This window comes from Brevundimonas vesicularis, assembly GCF_032067225.1.
GTDB lineage: Bacteria > Pseudomonadota > Alphaproteobacteria > Caulobacterales > Caulobacteraceae > Brevundimonas > Brevundimonas vesicularis_F.
Window position 1 is genome coordinate 1 of sequence record NZ_DAMBJX010000071.1, and the last position, 12,820, is coordinate 12,820.

Sequence of the window (12,820 nt, forward strand, 5' to 3'; positions counted from 1 at the left end):
ACGACATGCCCAACTACAACCGTCTGGTGCCGCGGGCCGAGGCGAACAAGTTGGACTGGTTCCCGCGCGACGACCCTCGCTATCAGGCCGAGACGACGGGCGAAGGCGCCAAGGCCGAGGGCGCGGGCGATCCGCAGATGGGCGTGCCCTATGCGATCGACGTCAATGCCGGCTGGCGGATGCCCTTCACCGGCCTGCTGTGCAAGGAGCCGCCCTATGGCGGGATCCGCGCCATCGACGTGCAGAGCGGCAAGACTCTGTGGGACCGTCCGTTCGGCACGGCGCGCAAGAACGGCCCGTTCGGCATCCCTTCGATGCTGCCGCTGGAAATCGGCACGCCGAACAACGGCGGGTCGGTGGTCACGGCCGGCGGCCTGATCTTCATCGCCGCAGCGACCGACGACCTGATCCGCGCCATCGATATCGAGACGGGCAAGACCGTCTGGTCCGATGTTCTACCTGCGGGCGGCCAGGCCAACCCGATGATCTACGAACAGAACGGCCGCCAGTATCTGGTGATCGTCGCCGCCGGCCATCACTTCATGGAAACGCCGGAGGGCGACTACGTCATCGCCTATGCGCTGCCGCAGCGCGGCTGAGACGAAGCACCAATCTCCCTCCCCCGCGGGGGAGGGTGGTCGCGTCAGCGACCGGGTGGGGGCGGCTCGGAAACGAGCCGCCTTTTCTCGTTCAGCGGGATGTCGCCAGCCGCCTCCACCCGGCCTCGCCTTCGGCTCAGCCACCCTCCCCGAACGGGGAGGGAGAGCGTGCGCGACCTACGGCCTGATCTGGCCCTGGCCGCGCACGACGTATTTGTAAGTCGTCAGCTGCTCCGCCCCGACCGGGCCGCGCGCGTGCAGGCGGTTGGTGGAGATGCCGATTTCGCCGCCGAAGCCGAACTCGCCGCCGTCGGCGAACTGGGTCGAGGCGTTGATCAGGACGATGGCGCTGTCGACCTTGGCGGCGAACCGTTCGGCGGCCTGGGCGTCGGTGGTGACGATGGCCTCGGTGTGGCCCGAGCCGCAGCGAGCGATGTGGTCGGTCGCGGCCTCCAGATCGTCCACGACGCGGACGGAGAGGATCGGGGCCAGATATTCGGTGGTCCAGTCGGCCTCGGTCGCGGGCGTCATGGCGGGGACCAGGGCGCGGGCGTGGGCGTCGCCGCGCAGTTCGCAGCCGGCGGCGATCAGGTCGGCGGCGACGGGCGGCAGCAGGCGTTCGGCTGCTGCCCGGTCCACCAGCAATGTCTCGGTAGCGCCACACACTGAGACGCGGCGCATCTTGGCGTTCAGGACGATGGCGCGGGCGGTCTCCAGATCGGCGGCCTCATGCAGATAAGTGTGGTTCAGGCCTTCCAAGTGGCTGAGCACGGCCGTTCGCGCCTCGGCCTGGACGCGGGCGACCAGGCTCTTGCCGCCGCGCGGGATGATGACGTCGATAGCGCCGTTCAGCCCGGTCAGCATCAGGCCAACCGCCTCACGGTCGGGGGTGTCGACCAGTTGCACCGCATCGGCGGGCAGGACGGCCTCAGCCAGGGCTTCGGCGATCAGGGCGGCGATAGCCAGGGACGATTGCAGACAGTCCGAACCGCAGCGCAGGATGGCGGCATTGCCCGAGCGGATGCACAGGGCGGCGGCGTCTGCGGTGACGTTCGGGCGGCTCTCGTAGATCACGCCCAGCACGCCGATCGGGGTGCGGACGCGGGCGATGTCCAGGCCGTTGGCGGGGGTCCAGCGTTCGGTCTCGACGCCTAGAGGATCGGGCACGGCGGCGATGGTCGCCACCGCCTCGGCCATGCCGGCGATGCGGGCGGGGCTCAGCGACAGCCGGTCGATCAGGGCCTCGGTCATGCCGTTCGCGCGGGCGGACTCGACATCGCGAGCGTTGGCGGCGAGGAGGGCGGGTTCGGCGGCCGTCAGTTTTGCAGACAGGATTTCCAGTGCGTGGGTGCGGGCGGCGGCCGGGGCTTCGCGCAAGAGCATGGCGGCGGCGCGCGCGCGCCGGCCCAAGTCGAGCATTCGGGTCTTCAGGTCGGTCATCGGTCGTCCAGCACCATGTCGTCGCGGTGGATCAGGACCGAGGCCCCGCGATAGCCCAGCAGGGTCTCGATCTCGTCCGAGCGGCGGCCGCGAAGGCGGGCAGCCTCGTCGGCGGCGTAGGCGGCCAGCCCCACCCCGACGGCGCGACCGTCCGGGTCGATCAGGCGCACGCAGTCACCCTTTTCGAAAGCGCCGGAGACGCCCGTGACCCCGGCGGGCAGCAGGCTCTTGCCCGCCTTCAGCGCCGCGACCGCCCCGGCGTCCAGCGTCAGGACCCCCGTCGGCGACAGGCTGCCGGCGATCCACTGTTTATAGGCGGCCATCGGCCCGTCGGGGGCCGCGATCAGGGTGGCGCGGGCGCCGTCGCGGATGGCGCTGAGCGGCGACAGGGTCTGGCCCGAGGCGATGATGGTGGCGCAACCCGCCGAGCGCGCGATCTGGGCCGCCGCCAGCTTGGTCGCCATGCCGCCGGTCCCCACGCCCGCATCGGCGTTGGCGCCCCCGCCCATGGCCAGGATGTCGGGGCTAAGCGTCTCGATAAAGGGCAGGTGGGCGGCGTCCGGATCGCGGCGCGGGTCGGCGGTGTAGAGGCCGTCCACGTCCGACAGCAGGATCAGCAGGTCCGCTCGCGCCAGCTGGGCCGTGCGCGCCGCCAGCCGGTCGTTGTCGCCGTAACGGATTTCCTCGGTCGCCACCGTGTCGTTCTCGTTGACGATGGGGATGACGCCGTGGGTCAACAGGGCCTCGACGGTCGCGCGGGCGTTCAGCCACCGCCGACGGCGTTCGGTGTCGTCGCGCGTCAGCAGAACCTGGCCCGCGATAAGGCCATGCGGGTCCAAGGCCCCGGACCAGGCCGCCATCAGCAGCGATTGCCCGACCGAGGCCGCCGCCTGCTTGTCCTCCAGCCGTGCCCCCAGCGCGGGCAACCGGCCCCGGCCTAGGGCGATCGAGCCGGACGAGACGACGATGACCTCGCGCCCCTCGGTCTTCAGCGCCGCCAGATCCGAGGCGACGGCGGCCAGCCAGTCGCGCGTCGGCTGGCGCGTGGCCGCGTCGGTCAGCAGGGAGGATCCGATCTTGACCACGACCCGCCGAGCGGCGCCCAGCGCCGACGCAGCGTTCGGGCCGACGGGAAGGGCGGCGCGCTGGGACATGAAGCCTTCTCTAACGCCACGGTTCGGGCTTGTCTCTTGCCGTGTCTCGCCGCAATGCAGACGAATGATGGAATCCCTTTCCCCCATCGCCGCAGGCGGTCTGGGCAGTCTGGCGGCGGGCATGATGACGGCGGTGGGCGCCGTACCGCTGCTGTTCTTCCGCAAGGCGGGGGTGCAGACCCAGAGCGCGCTGCTCGGTTTCGCCGCCGGGGTCATGCTGGCGGCCTCCTTCTTCTCGCTGATCATTCCCGGCGTGGACGTGCTGCAGGCGGGCGGGGCCAGCCAGGCGGCGGCGGCCGGCGTCATGGGGGCGGCGGTGCTGATCGGGGCGACGGTGATCGGCCTGATGAACCGGTTCGCGCCGGTGGACATGCTGGCCATCGGCCCGGCGGGATCGCGCGACCTGTCGCGGCGTATCTGGCTGTTCATCATCGCCATCACCCTGCACAACTTCCCCGAGGGGGCGGCGGTGGGCGTCAGCTTCGGCGGCGGCGACATGCACCAGGGCCTGTCCACGGCGCTCGGCATCGGCATCCAGAACATGCCCGAGGGGCTGGCCGTGTCGGCGGCGATGGCGACCCTGGGATACGGTCGCTGGCCGTCCTTCGCGGCAGCCTTGGCTTCGGGCCTGGTCGAGCCGGTCGGCGGGCTGATCGGGGCCAGCGTGGTCGATCTCTTGCCCGGCGCCCTGCCGTGGGGGCTGGGCCTGGCGGCCGGAGCCATGATCTATGTCGTCACCGCCGAGATCATTCCCGAGACCCGCGAGAAGTCAAAGGGGGAGGGGTCCATGATCGGCCTGATGATCGGCCTGGTCGGAATGATGTTCCTGGACATCGCCCTGGGATGATGGCGGCGAAACGCGGCGTGACCGCGCAGCGGGGCGTTACATCGATTTACATGGCAGGCGGGGGTTGAAGCCGTCGGGGCCGAGAGGCTAGGCCTCTCGCTTCGCTGCTCGATTGTCCCCCGAAAGGAGCGCCAGCCTAAATGACGCGACCTCTCAAGCCTGCGGCTTCCCGTAGAAATTTCTTGTCTGGCCTGGGGCTTTTGGCCCTGATGGGCGCCGGAGTGTTCCCCATGCCTGTTTCCGCCCAAGCGTCCCGCACCGTCGCCCGTCACCGCCAGAAGATCGAGGATCTGATAGCGGCCATGACGGTCGAGGAGAAGGCGGGCCAGCTGAACCTGCTGGCCGATCCGTTCCGCTGGATGCCGACAGCGGTGAACCCGCTGGACGGCACGGGCGATCCCGCGCGCGTGACGGCCCTGATCCGCGAAGGCAAGGTCGGCAGCCTGTTCAACGGCATCGGCGCCGAGGCGGGCCGTCGCATCCAGCGCGTGGCGATGGAGGAGAGCCGGCTGAAAATCCCGCTGCTGTTCGCGGCGGACGTGATCCACGGCCTGTCGACGATCTTCCCGGTGCCTCTGGCCGAGGCGGCGGCCTTCGACACCGAACTCGCCCGGCGCACGGCGCGGGCCGCGGCGGTCGAGACGGCGGCGTCGGCGGTTCACCAGACCTACGCGCCCATGGTGGATGTGGCGCGCGACCAGCGCTGGGGCCGCAACGTCGAGGGTGCGGGCGAGGACGTTCTGCTGAACAACCTGCTCGCCGCCGCCCGCGTGCGCGGCTTCCAGGGCGAAAAGGGTCTGGACGACCGTGACGCGGTCCTGGCCACCGCCAAACACATGGCCGCCTATTCCGCCGCCGTCGGCGGGGTCGAATACAACACCACCGACATGAGCGAGCAGACGCTGCGCGGGGTCTTCCTGCCGCCATTCAAGGCGTCGGTGGACGCCGGCGCCCTGTCGATCATGAGCGCCTTCAACGACGTCAACGGCGTGCCGGCGTCGGGCAGCCGCAAGCTGCTGACCGACATCCTGCGCGGCGAATGGGGCTTCGAGGGATTCGTCGTCTCCGACTACACCTCCGAGCAGGAGTTGGTGGCCCACGGCTTCGCCGAGGACGGCCGCGACGCCGCCCGCCTAGCCTTCAACGCCGGGGTCGATGTGTCGATGGTGTCGGGTCTGTATCTGGAACATCTGCCCAGCCTGGTCGCCTCGGGCGAGGTGTCGATGGCGCGCCTGGACGAGGCGGTGCGCCGCGTCCTCAACACCAAGGCGGCGCTGGGCCTGTTCGACGACCCCTATCGCGGCACCGATCCGGTGCGTGAAAAGGCGGTGGTCGGGTCGCGCGAGCACGTCGAGCTGTCGCGCGAGGCGGGCCGCAAGTCGGTCGTGCTGCTGAAGAACGACAACGGCCTGCTGCCGCTGAAGAAGAGCCAGAAGATCGCCCTGGTCGGCCCGTTCGCCGACGACGTGGACAATGTCTGGGGGCCGTGGACCATCTGGGGCGCGCCCGAGCGACGCGTTTCGCTGGAGGCGGGCTTCCGCGCGGCCATGAGCGATCCGCAGAACCTGACCATCGCACGCGGCTCGGGCGTCGAGACGCCGCTGGACGGCGGGATCGAGCAGGCCGTCGCCGCCGCCCGCGACGCCGAGGTCATCGTCCTGGCCATCGGCGAGGCGACCAACATGTCGGGCGAGGCCCAGTCGCGCACCGAGATCGTGGTGCCCGCGCCGCAGGTCGCCCTGGTCGACGCCATGGCGGCGCTGGGCAAGCCCATGGTCATCCTGCTGAGAAACGGCCGGGCGCTTGCGCTGGAAGGCAATGTGAAGAACGCCCAGGCCATCGTCGTGACCTGGTTCCTGGGCGAACAGATGGGCCATGCCGTCGCCGACGTCCTGTTCGGCGATCACGGCCCGTCCGCGCGCCTGCCGGTCAGCTTCCCGCACAAGTCGGGCCAGCAGCCCTATTCCTACGACCGCAAGACCACAGGCCGCCCGGCCAATCCCGATCTGGCGAGCGAGGAATACAAGGCCCGCTATCGCGAGACGACGAATACGGCGCTTTATCCCTTCGGCTATGGCCTGACCTATGGCGCGATCAGCTATGGGCCGGTCGAGATGGAGAGCGACAAGCTGGCCTGGGCCGGCACGCTGGACCTGGCCGTGACCGTGACCAACACTGGATCGCATCCGGCCGAGGAGCTGGTGCAGCTCTATATCCACGACCGGGTCGCCAGCCTGACCCAGCCGGGCCGACTGCTGAAAGACTTCAAGCGCGTGTCGCTGAAGCCGGGCCAGAGCACGAAGGTGAGCTTCACCCTGAACGCCCGTCAGCTGGGCTTCATCGGCGCGGACGAGACCTGGCGCATCGAGCCCGGTCTGTTCGACGTGTGGCTGGCGCCGCACGCCCAGGGCGGGGCCAAGGCGACGTTCCAGCTGATCGGTCCGGCGTCGATCACCGACGGGCGGTGACGCGCGCCACGTTGACGGGGCAGGCGGCAGGGCTTAACGACGCCGCCGTTTGCCTTCGGCCTTCGTATCGGCCGGATTCGATTTTAGGAGCGCGCCCATGACGACGAAGATTCTTCCGGGCGCCACCGGCGTTCTCGCGCTCGCGGACGGCACGATCCTGCAGGGCATTGGCGTGGGCGCCGTCGGCTCGGCCCTAGGCGAGGTGGTCTTCAACACCGCCATGACCGGCTATCAGGAAATCCTGACCGACCCGTCCTACATGAGCCAGATCCTGGCCTTCACCTTCCCGCACGTCGGCAATGTGGGGACCAATGTCGAAGACATCGAGCAGATGGGCGGCGGGTCCGACACCTCGGCGCGCGGCGCCATCTTCCGCGACGTGCCGACCGATCCGGCCAACTATCGCTCGGACGCCAGTTTCGACGACTGGATGAAGCGGCGCGGCGTCGTGGGTCTGGCCGGCGTCGACACCCGCGCCCTGACCAAGATCATCCGCGACAAGGGCGCGCCCCACGCCGTCATCGCCCACGACCCGGACGGAAACTTCGACCTGGAGGCCCTGGTCGCCCAGGCCAGGGGCTGGACGGGGCTGGTCGGTCTGGACCTGGCCAAGCCCGCCTCGACCCTGCAGGCGTTCGAATGGAACGAGGGGCTGTGGGACTGGCCGGAAGGGCACCCGAAGACCGAAGGCCGCAAGGACGTGGTCGTCATCGACTACGGCGTGAAGCGCAACATCCTGCGCGCTCTGGCCTCGACCGGCGCGCGCATCACGGTGGTCCCGGCGACGACGACGGCGGAAGAGGTGCTGGCCCGCAATCCCGACGGCGTGGTCCTGTCGAATGGTCCGGGCGATCCAGCCGCCACGGGCGAATACGCCGTGCCTGAAATCCAGAAGCTGGTCGCCAGCGGCAAGCCGCTGATGGGTATCTGCCTGGGCCACCAGATGCTGGCCCTGGCGCTGGGCGCCAAGACGGTGAAGATGGATCAGGGCCACCACGGCGCCAACCATCCGGTCAAGGATCTGACCACCGGCAAGGTGGAGATCGTGTCGATGAACCACGGCTTCACCGTCGATCGCGACAGTCTGCCCGACGCCGTGACCGAGACCCACGTCAGCCTGTTCGACGGCACCAACTGCGGCATCGCCGTCAAGGACAAGCCGATCTTCAGCGTCCAGCACCACCCTGAGGCCTCGCCCGGACCGACCGACAGCCTGTATCTGTTCGACCGGTTCGCCGATCTGATGGGCGACCGCTGACGCCATGAAACAGGGGGCGGTTCGGTCGGACTATCTGGACTGGCTGGCCGAGGCGTTCGAGGTCGGTCGCCGGTTTACGCCCCTGCCGGACGGCGATGTCGTGGTCGGTTATGCGACCGGATACGACGCGGCCGACATCGCGCCCTTCGTCCTGTCGCTGCGGGCCGTGTTCGAGGGGCCGGCAGCCCTGGTGGTCGACGCCGAACCGGCTCTGCGCGCCTTTTTGGCCCAGCATCGGGTGACCGCCGTCGATGCGCCGGTCTGGCGCGGGTGGGCGCCGCATCCGGTGATGCAGCGGTTCGTGGCCTTCGCCGGTCTGCTGGGTGATCGGTCAGGCGTCGCCCTGGCCTGCGACGTGCGCGACGTGATCTTCCAGGCGCCCCCCTTCGATCCGGCGCCTGAGGGGCTTGAGGCCTATGTCGAGGCCGAGACGCCGCTGGCCGATCACGCCTTCAACATGAAGTATCTGCGCGCCCTGTTCGGCGAGGCGCAGGCGCGGCAGCTGGCTGACAAGGCCTGTCTGTGCGTCGGCACCATCGTTGGGCAGCGCGCCGACGTCTCGCGCCTGTCACGGCTGATCCTGTCGCTGGCGGCGACGCCGCGATCCGAGATCGGCGGGGCGTTCGGCGCCGATCAGGCGGCCTTCAACATGGCGATCCATCAGGATCTGACGGCGATGACCGTGCGCCCCAACTATGGTCGCGTGGCGACCCTGGGCCTGACGCCCGGCGAGACGCTGAAGTTCGAAGGCGGCAAGGTCGTCAATCCCGACGCCAGCGTCAGCCCCATCGTCCATCAGCATGATCGCCATCCGCATCTTGAAGCGCCGGTCCACGCGCTGTGGGGTGGCGGGCTGGAACTGCGTCGGCGGGTAAGGCCCAAGTCGGCGGGGCAGAAGTTCGAAAAGCTGACAGCCTCGCTGCGCCGCCGGATGCCCGAACTGCGCTGAGCCGGCTGTGCCAGGCCCAGGCGCTGGCGACGATGGAAGGCAGGTCCGACTGGCGTGGCGCAAAGCCCAGCGCGTGACGCGCCAGGGTGATGTCCGACACAAGATGCGGCGGGTCGCCCGCGCGGCGCGCTCCAGCCACGTCGGGCAGACGAAGACCGCTGTGGTTCGTGATCGCGTTCAGCACCTGCCGCACCGAATGGCCCTGGCCGGCGCCCAGATTACAGGCGAAGAAGCCGCGTCGGTCGCCGAGCAACTGGGTCAGGGCGGCGAGGTGGCCCAGAGCTAGGTCGCAGACGTGGACATAGTCGCGCACCGCTGTGCCGTCGGGCGTGGGATAGTCGGTCCCATGAACGGCGAAGTCGTCGATTTGGCCGCGCAAGGCCATCATCGCGCGTGGGATCAGATGGGTCTCGACCGGCCGATCTTCGCCGATCAGGCCTGACGCCGAGGCGCCGCTGGCGTTGAAATAACGCAGCGCGACGATGTCCAGCCCATGCGCGGCGCTGGCGTCCGACAGGATCTGCTCGCAGCTTAGTTTGGAGCGGCCATACGGGGTGACGGGGGCCAGCGGCGTCGCCTCGGTGATCGGATTTTCGCCGGGATCGCCATAGACCGCGCAGGTGCTGGAAAAGACGAGCCGGTTCACACCCGCTTCCCGCATCCCGCCCAGCAGGCCGAACAGACCGCCGACATTGTTGCGGTAGTAGTCCAGCGGCGTGCGCACCGATTCAGGGACCACGGACGAGCCGGCGAAATGCATGACGGCGCGGATGTCGTGGGCGACCAGGGTGTGGCGCACCTTGTCTGCATCCCAGACATCGCCCTCGACCAGCGGTCCCCAGCGCACGAACCGGCGCCGGCCGGTCGACAGATTGTCATAGGTGACGGGCCGATAGCCGGCGGCCGCAAGGGCCTCGCACACATGGGCGCCGATATAGCCCGCGCCGCCCGTGACCAGGATCGCCTTCGCAGATGTCAGCGCCGATCCGACTTCGCCCATCCGCTCTTGTCGGATACCAAGGGTCGGTAAATCAACCCCAAATCACCTGCGTGTGTATTCAGGGATGTGCGGCGACTGTCAGGGGATCGGCGAGAAACTGCGCTCTTCGCGCAGGGCGCTGGCTTTCCGGACGGCGATCGGTGCGGCATGCAGCCAGTAGTCGGCGTCTTCGAGACGCTGCTCTCTGCGGCGCTCCAATCCGCGCATGCGGCGTAGGGCGGCGTTCTGGAGAAGGCGCGCATGCAGGGCGCGGGGCGACAGTTCGGCGATGGCGGGAGAGCCGGGGACGGCGACGGCGTCGGGGCCTTTGGGCTCCACCGCCGGGCGGGCGATGGCGATAAACATGAGGATCTCGGTGCAGGAGGGAGAGGCGCTTCTGCGCCGAGCTAACGAGGGGTTAACCACAGTCCCTGTGGATAGTTCCTGACTGCGTCCGAAAAAAGTCCGTGAATCGAAAGACTTACTGCCCGTTTCCGGACAAAATAGTTACCGAAATCTTAATCCGGGATCGGAGCGTTCGCTCGACGATGGCCGGGAAGGGCGCTGCAAAGGCGCCGCCGGTGGCAGTCCCTAGGGGAGTCGAACCCCTCTTTTCAGGTTGAAAACCTGACGTCCTAACCGATAGACGAAGGGACCGCGGCCGGGGCGGCGCATTTGCCCCGGTTCGGCCGCTCCTGCAAGCAAAAAGTTACGCCGCTTCCGCCTTCGCCGGGACGAGGGCGTCCAACGCCGGGAACAGGTCGGCGATCAGATCCTCGACATGCTCCAGACCCACCGACAGGCGCACCAGGCCGTCGCCGATGCCGGCCGTCGCGCGCTGTTCCGGCGTCATGGCGGCGTGGGTCATGGTGGCCGGGTGGGCGATCAGGCTTTCGACGCCGCCCAGCGATTCCGCCAGGGTGAAGATCTCCAACGTCTCGACCAGATCGCGCACGGCGTCCGTGCCGCCTTGCAGTTCGAAGCTGAGCATGGCGCCGGGGCCGGCCTGCTGGGCGGCGACCAGGGCGTGGTTGGGGTGGGACTTCAGGCCCGGATAGTGGACGGCCTTGACCGCCGGGTGGGCGGCGAGCTTTTCGGCGATCTTGCCGGCCGTGGCCTGTTGTCGCTCGATGCGCGCGAACAGGGTGCGCACGCCGCGCAGGGTCAGATAGGCGTCGAACGGCGAGCCGGTCACGCCGGTGCAGTTGGCCCACCAGGCCAGGGTCTGGTGATCCTCGGCGTCGGCCGAGATGACCGCGCCGCCGACCACGTCGGAATGGCCGTTGATGAACTTGGTCGTCGAGTGCACCACGAAGTCGGCGCCCAGCTTGATCGGGTTTTGCAAGGCTGGCGACAGGAAGGTGTTGTCGCACACGACCTTGGCGCCCGCCGCATGGGCGCGGGTGCAGATGTCGGCGATGTCGACCAGACGCAGCAGCGGATTGGACGGGGTCTCGACCAACACCAGCTTGGGCTTCAGGGCCAGGGCGGCCTCGAAAGCGACAGGATCGCCCTGATCGACCAGCAACAGTTCGAAATGCCCCTTCCTGGCGCGGGCGTTCAGCAGGCGACAGGTGCCGCCGTAGCAGTCGTGCGGTGCGATCAGCAGGTCGCCCGGCTCCAGCAGGGTCAGCGGCAGGTCGACCGCCGCCATGCCGGTGGCGGTGATGACGCAGCCGGCGCCGCCTTCCAGCTCTGTGAGGGTTTCGGCCAGCACGTCGCGGGTCGGATTGCCCGAACGGCTGTAGTCGTACTTCCGCTTCTGATCGAAGCCGGCGAAGGAATAGTTGGACGACAGATACAGCGGCGGCATGACCGCGCCATGGGCCGTGTCCGTATCCACGCCGGTGCGGGCGGCGATGGTGTGCGGATTGCCAAAACGGGCGACGGGGCGGGAAGTCATGCTTTGATATCCTTCAGGGCGGCGCGGAGGATGTCGCCGACGAAGGCGTCCTCCTTCAGAAAGGCGTCGTGGCCATAGAGAGAGGGTGCCTCGACGAAGCGCCACAGGGTCGGCAACCGCGCGGCCAGTTCGCGGATGTCGTCGATCGGCACCAGACGGTCGGAGGTGAAGCCGATCAGAGTGACGGGGGTCGTGATGGCCTCAGGCGTCACGCTGTGGCGGTCCAGCGAGTCGGACATCGACAGCCAGCGGGCCGGGGTGGTGTGGGTGCGGTAGGCCTGGCCCCGCGCCGTCAGATAGTCGCAGACGGGATAGGCTCCGCCGACGGCTGTGGGCGCGGTGGTGTCGAAGCGGTCGTCGAATTCCTCGGCCGTGCGATAGGTGGTCATGGCCAGTTCGCGGGCCAGGGCCACGCCTTCCTCGGGACGGCCGGCGGCGACGGCGAACTGCAGGATGCGGCGCTGGATGCCGCGCCAGGCCGTGGCCTGGGGATGGGCGCGGTGGGCGGCCGACACGATGATCAGCTGCTCGGCCCAGTCGGGGAACAGTTCGGCGAAGGCCAGCCCGACCATGCCGCCGTACGAGCAGCCGACGAAGGCGGCGACGCGCTCGATCTTCATATGGTTCAGCACCAGGGCCAGCAGGCGCGCCTGGTCTTGAGTGGTGATGGTTACAGCCTTGTCCAGGAACTCGGCGCCAGGGGCGAAATCGACGGCCAGGACCTGAAGCCGGCTCAGGTCGATGGGGCCGCGCACCGACACGGCGCCCGACCACCAGCCCAGGCCGTTGGTCTCCGTCCGGTGGACGAAGCGCCCGGCCGAGATGCCGCCGGCGACCACGACGACAGGGGCGCCGATCCGGCCATGCAGGCGGCCGACGATATTGGGCTGGTTCAGCTTTTCGCCCGAGGCGAGGCGGAAGTCGGCGGGAATGGGAACGATGACGTCGCGGGCGCCGCCGCGCTCACGCGTCGGTTCGCGGACAGGGGTAAGGGCTGTCGCGCGGCGACAGTCGGGGTCTTCGAGCAGGGTGGTTTCGGCCAGGGTCATCGTCGTTCCGCATCGTTCTCGCTCAGCAAGTCTCGATGCGGTGACAGAGCGTGGAGCGTCGTCTCGTCGATGCTCCACTCATCTCTCGCGACCCCGAAGGACCCCGCAGGAGTTGGCACCGTTTCGAGCTGTGAGACCCGATGGTTGCCCCAGCGTCAAAGGGCCTAATCCCTC

Annotated in this window: 10 protein-coding genes, 1 tRNA gene, 1 pseudogene and 1 riboswitch; of the genes and pseudogenes, 5 read left to right on the plus strand and 7 right to left on the minus strand. The window is 68.8% G+C overall.

What is annotated here, in order from left to right; all coding sequences use genetic code 11:
• Nucleotides 1-599, plus strand: a 599-nt coding sequence (locus tag RT123_RS13960; RefSeq protein WP_313009748.1) for a PQQ-binding-like beta-propeller repeat protein, incomplete at its 5' end; no start/stop codon positions are given.
• A gap of 177 nt (nucleotides 600-776) precedes the next feature.
• Here RT123_RS13960 and RT123_RS13965 read toward each other — a convergent pair.
• Both RT123_RS13965 and proB read right to left on the minus strand, forming a co-directional pair.
• Nucleotides 777-2,039, minus strand: a complete 1,263-nt coding sequence (locus tag RT123_RS13965; protein ID WP_313009749.1) for a glutamate-5-semialdehyde dehydrogenase — start codon at nucleotides 2,037-2,039, stop codon at nucleotides 777-779.
• The gene (gene proB, locus RT123_RS13970; protein WP_313009750.1) at nucleotides 2,036-3,193 is read right to left on the minus strand and encodes a glutamate 5-kinase; all 1,158 of its coding nucleotides are present in this window, start codon (nucleotides 3,191-3,193) and stop codon (nucleotides 2,036-2,038) included. Before proB ends, RT123_RS13965 begins: the two co-directional genes overlap by 4 nt.
• Nucleotides 3,194-3,260: 67 nt before the next feature.
• On the opposite strand from proB, the gene RT123_RS13975 reads away from it, so the two are divergent.
• The 4 genes from RT123_RS13975 to RT123_RS13990 all read left to right on the plus strand — a co-directional run bounded on the left by RT123_RS13975 (nucleotide 3,261) and on the right by RT123_RS13990 (nucleotide 8,715).
• On the plus strand, nucleotides 3,261-4,040 hold the full coding sequence (locus RT123_RS13975; RefSeq protein WP_313009752.1) for a ZIP family metal transporter: 780 nt from the start codon (nucleotides 3,261-3,263) through the stop codon (nucleotides 4,038-4,040).
• Nucleotides 4,041-4,270: 230 nt separating this feature from the next.
• Entirely contained in the window at nucleotides 4,271-6,508 is a 2,238-nt protein-coding gene (locus tag RT123_RS13980) for a glycoside hydrolase family 3 N-terminal domain-containing protein (protein WP_313009753.1), read from the plus strand.
• 97 nt (nucleotides 6,509-6,605) lie between these two features.
• Nucleotides 6,606-7,766 (plus strand): glutamine-hydrolyzing carbamoyl-phosphate synthase small subunit, encoded by a 1,161-nt coding sequence (gene carA, locus RT123_RS13985; protein ID WP_112861309.1) that lies wholly within the window; start codon nucleotides 6,606-6,608, stop codon nucleotides 7,764-7,766.
• Between the two features lie 4 nt (nucleotides 7,767-7,770).
• Complete coding sequence (locus RT123_RS13990) at nucleotides 7,771-8,715, plus strand: hypothetical protein (protein ID WP_313009754.1); 945 nt, start codon at nucleotides 7,771-7,773, stop codon at nucleotides 8,713-8,715.
• Nucleotides 8,716-8,725: 10 nt separating this feature from the next.
• Here RT123_RS13990 and galE read toward each other — a convergent pair.
• The 5 genes and pseudogenes from galE to RT123_RS14015 form a co-directional block, all read right to left on the minus strand.
• Nucleotides 8,726-9,715 (minus strand): annotated as a pseudogene (gene galE / locus RT123_RS13995) (UDP-glucose 4-epimerase GalE); the annotation flags it as partial.
• Nucleotides 9,716-9,793: 78 nt separating this feature from the next.
• Nucleotides 9,794-10,060: a hypothetical protein gene (locus tag RT123_RS14000; protein WP_066554510.1), complete on the minus strand. Its 267-nt coding sequence runs from the start codon at nucleotides 10,058-10,060 to the stop codon at nucleotides 9,794-9,796.
• Between the two features lie 216 nt (nucleotides 10,061-10,276).
• A tRNA-Glu gene (locus tag RT123_RS14005) sits at nucleotides 10,277-10,351 on the minus strand.
• Nucleotides 10,352-10,403: 52 nt separating this feature from the next.
• Entirely contained in the window at nucleotides 10,404-11,597 is a 1,194-nt protein-coding gene (gene metB / locus RT123_RS14010) for a cystathionine gamma-synthase (RefSeq protein WP_313009755.1), read from the minus strand.
• Nucleotides 11,594-12,646, minus strand: coding sequence for a homoserine O-succinyltransferase (locus RT123_RS14015; protein ID WP_313009756.1), 1,053 nt, complete (start codon nucleotides 12,644-12,646; stop codon nucleotides 11,594-11,596). Before RT123_RS14015 ends, metB begins: the two co-directional genes overlap by 4 nt.
• A gap of 75 nt (nucleotides 12,647-12,721) precedes the next feature.
• A riboswitch (SAM riboswitch) is annotated at nucleotides 12,722-12,820 on the minus strand. This riboswitch is flagged as partial in the annotation.

Bases quoted from the DNA above. Each gene is read 5' to 3' on its own strand.
- RT123_RS13965 (WP_313009749.1), bottom strand. From the start codon at position 2,039: ATGACCGACCTGAAGACCCGAATGCTCGACTTGGGCCGGCGCGCGCGC.
- proB (WP_313009750.1), bottom strand. From the start codon at position 3,193: ATGTCCCAGCGCGCCGCCCTTCCCGTCGGCCCGAACGCTGCGTCGGCG.
- RT123_RS13975 (WP_313009752.1), top strand. From the start codon at position 3,261: ATGGAATCCCTTTCCCCCATCGCCGCAGGCGGTCTGGGCAGTCTGGCG.
- RT123_RS13980 (WP_313009753.1), top strand. From the start codon at position 4,271: ATGCCTGTTTCCGCCCAAGCGTCCCGCACCGTCGCCCGTCACCGCCAG.
- carA (WP_112861309.1), top strand. From the start codon at position 6,606: ATGACGACGAAGATTCTTCCGGGCGCCACCGGCGTTCTCGCGCTCGCG.
- RT123_RS13990 (WP_313009754.1), top strand. From the start codon at position 7,771: ATGAAACAGGGGGCGGTTCGGTCGGACTATCTGGACTGGCTGGCCGAG.
- RT123_RS14000 (WP_066554510.1), bottom strand. From the start codon at position 10,060: ATGTTTATCGCCATCGCCCGCCCGGCGGTGGAGCCCAAAGGCCCCGAC.
- metB (WP_313009755.1), bottom strand. From the start codon at position 11,597: ATGACTTCCCGCCCCGTCGCCCGTTTTGGCAATCCGCACACCATCGCC.
- RT123_RS14015 (WP_313009756.1), bottom strand. From the start codon at position 12,646: ATGACCCTGGCCGAAACCACCCTGCTCGAAGACCCCGACTGTCGCCGC.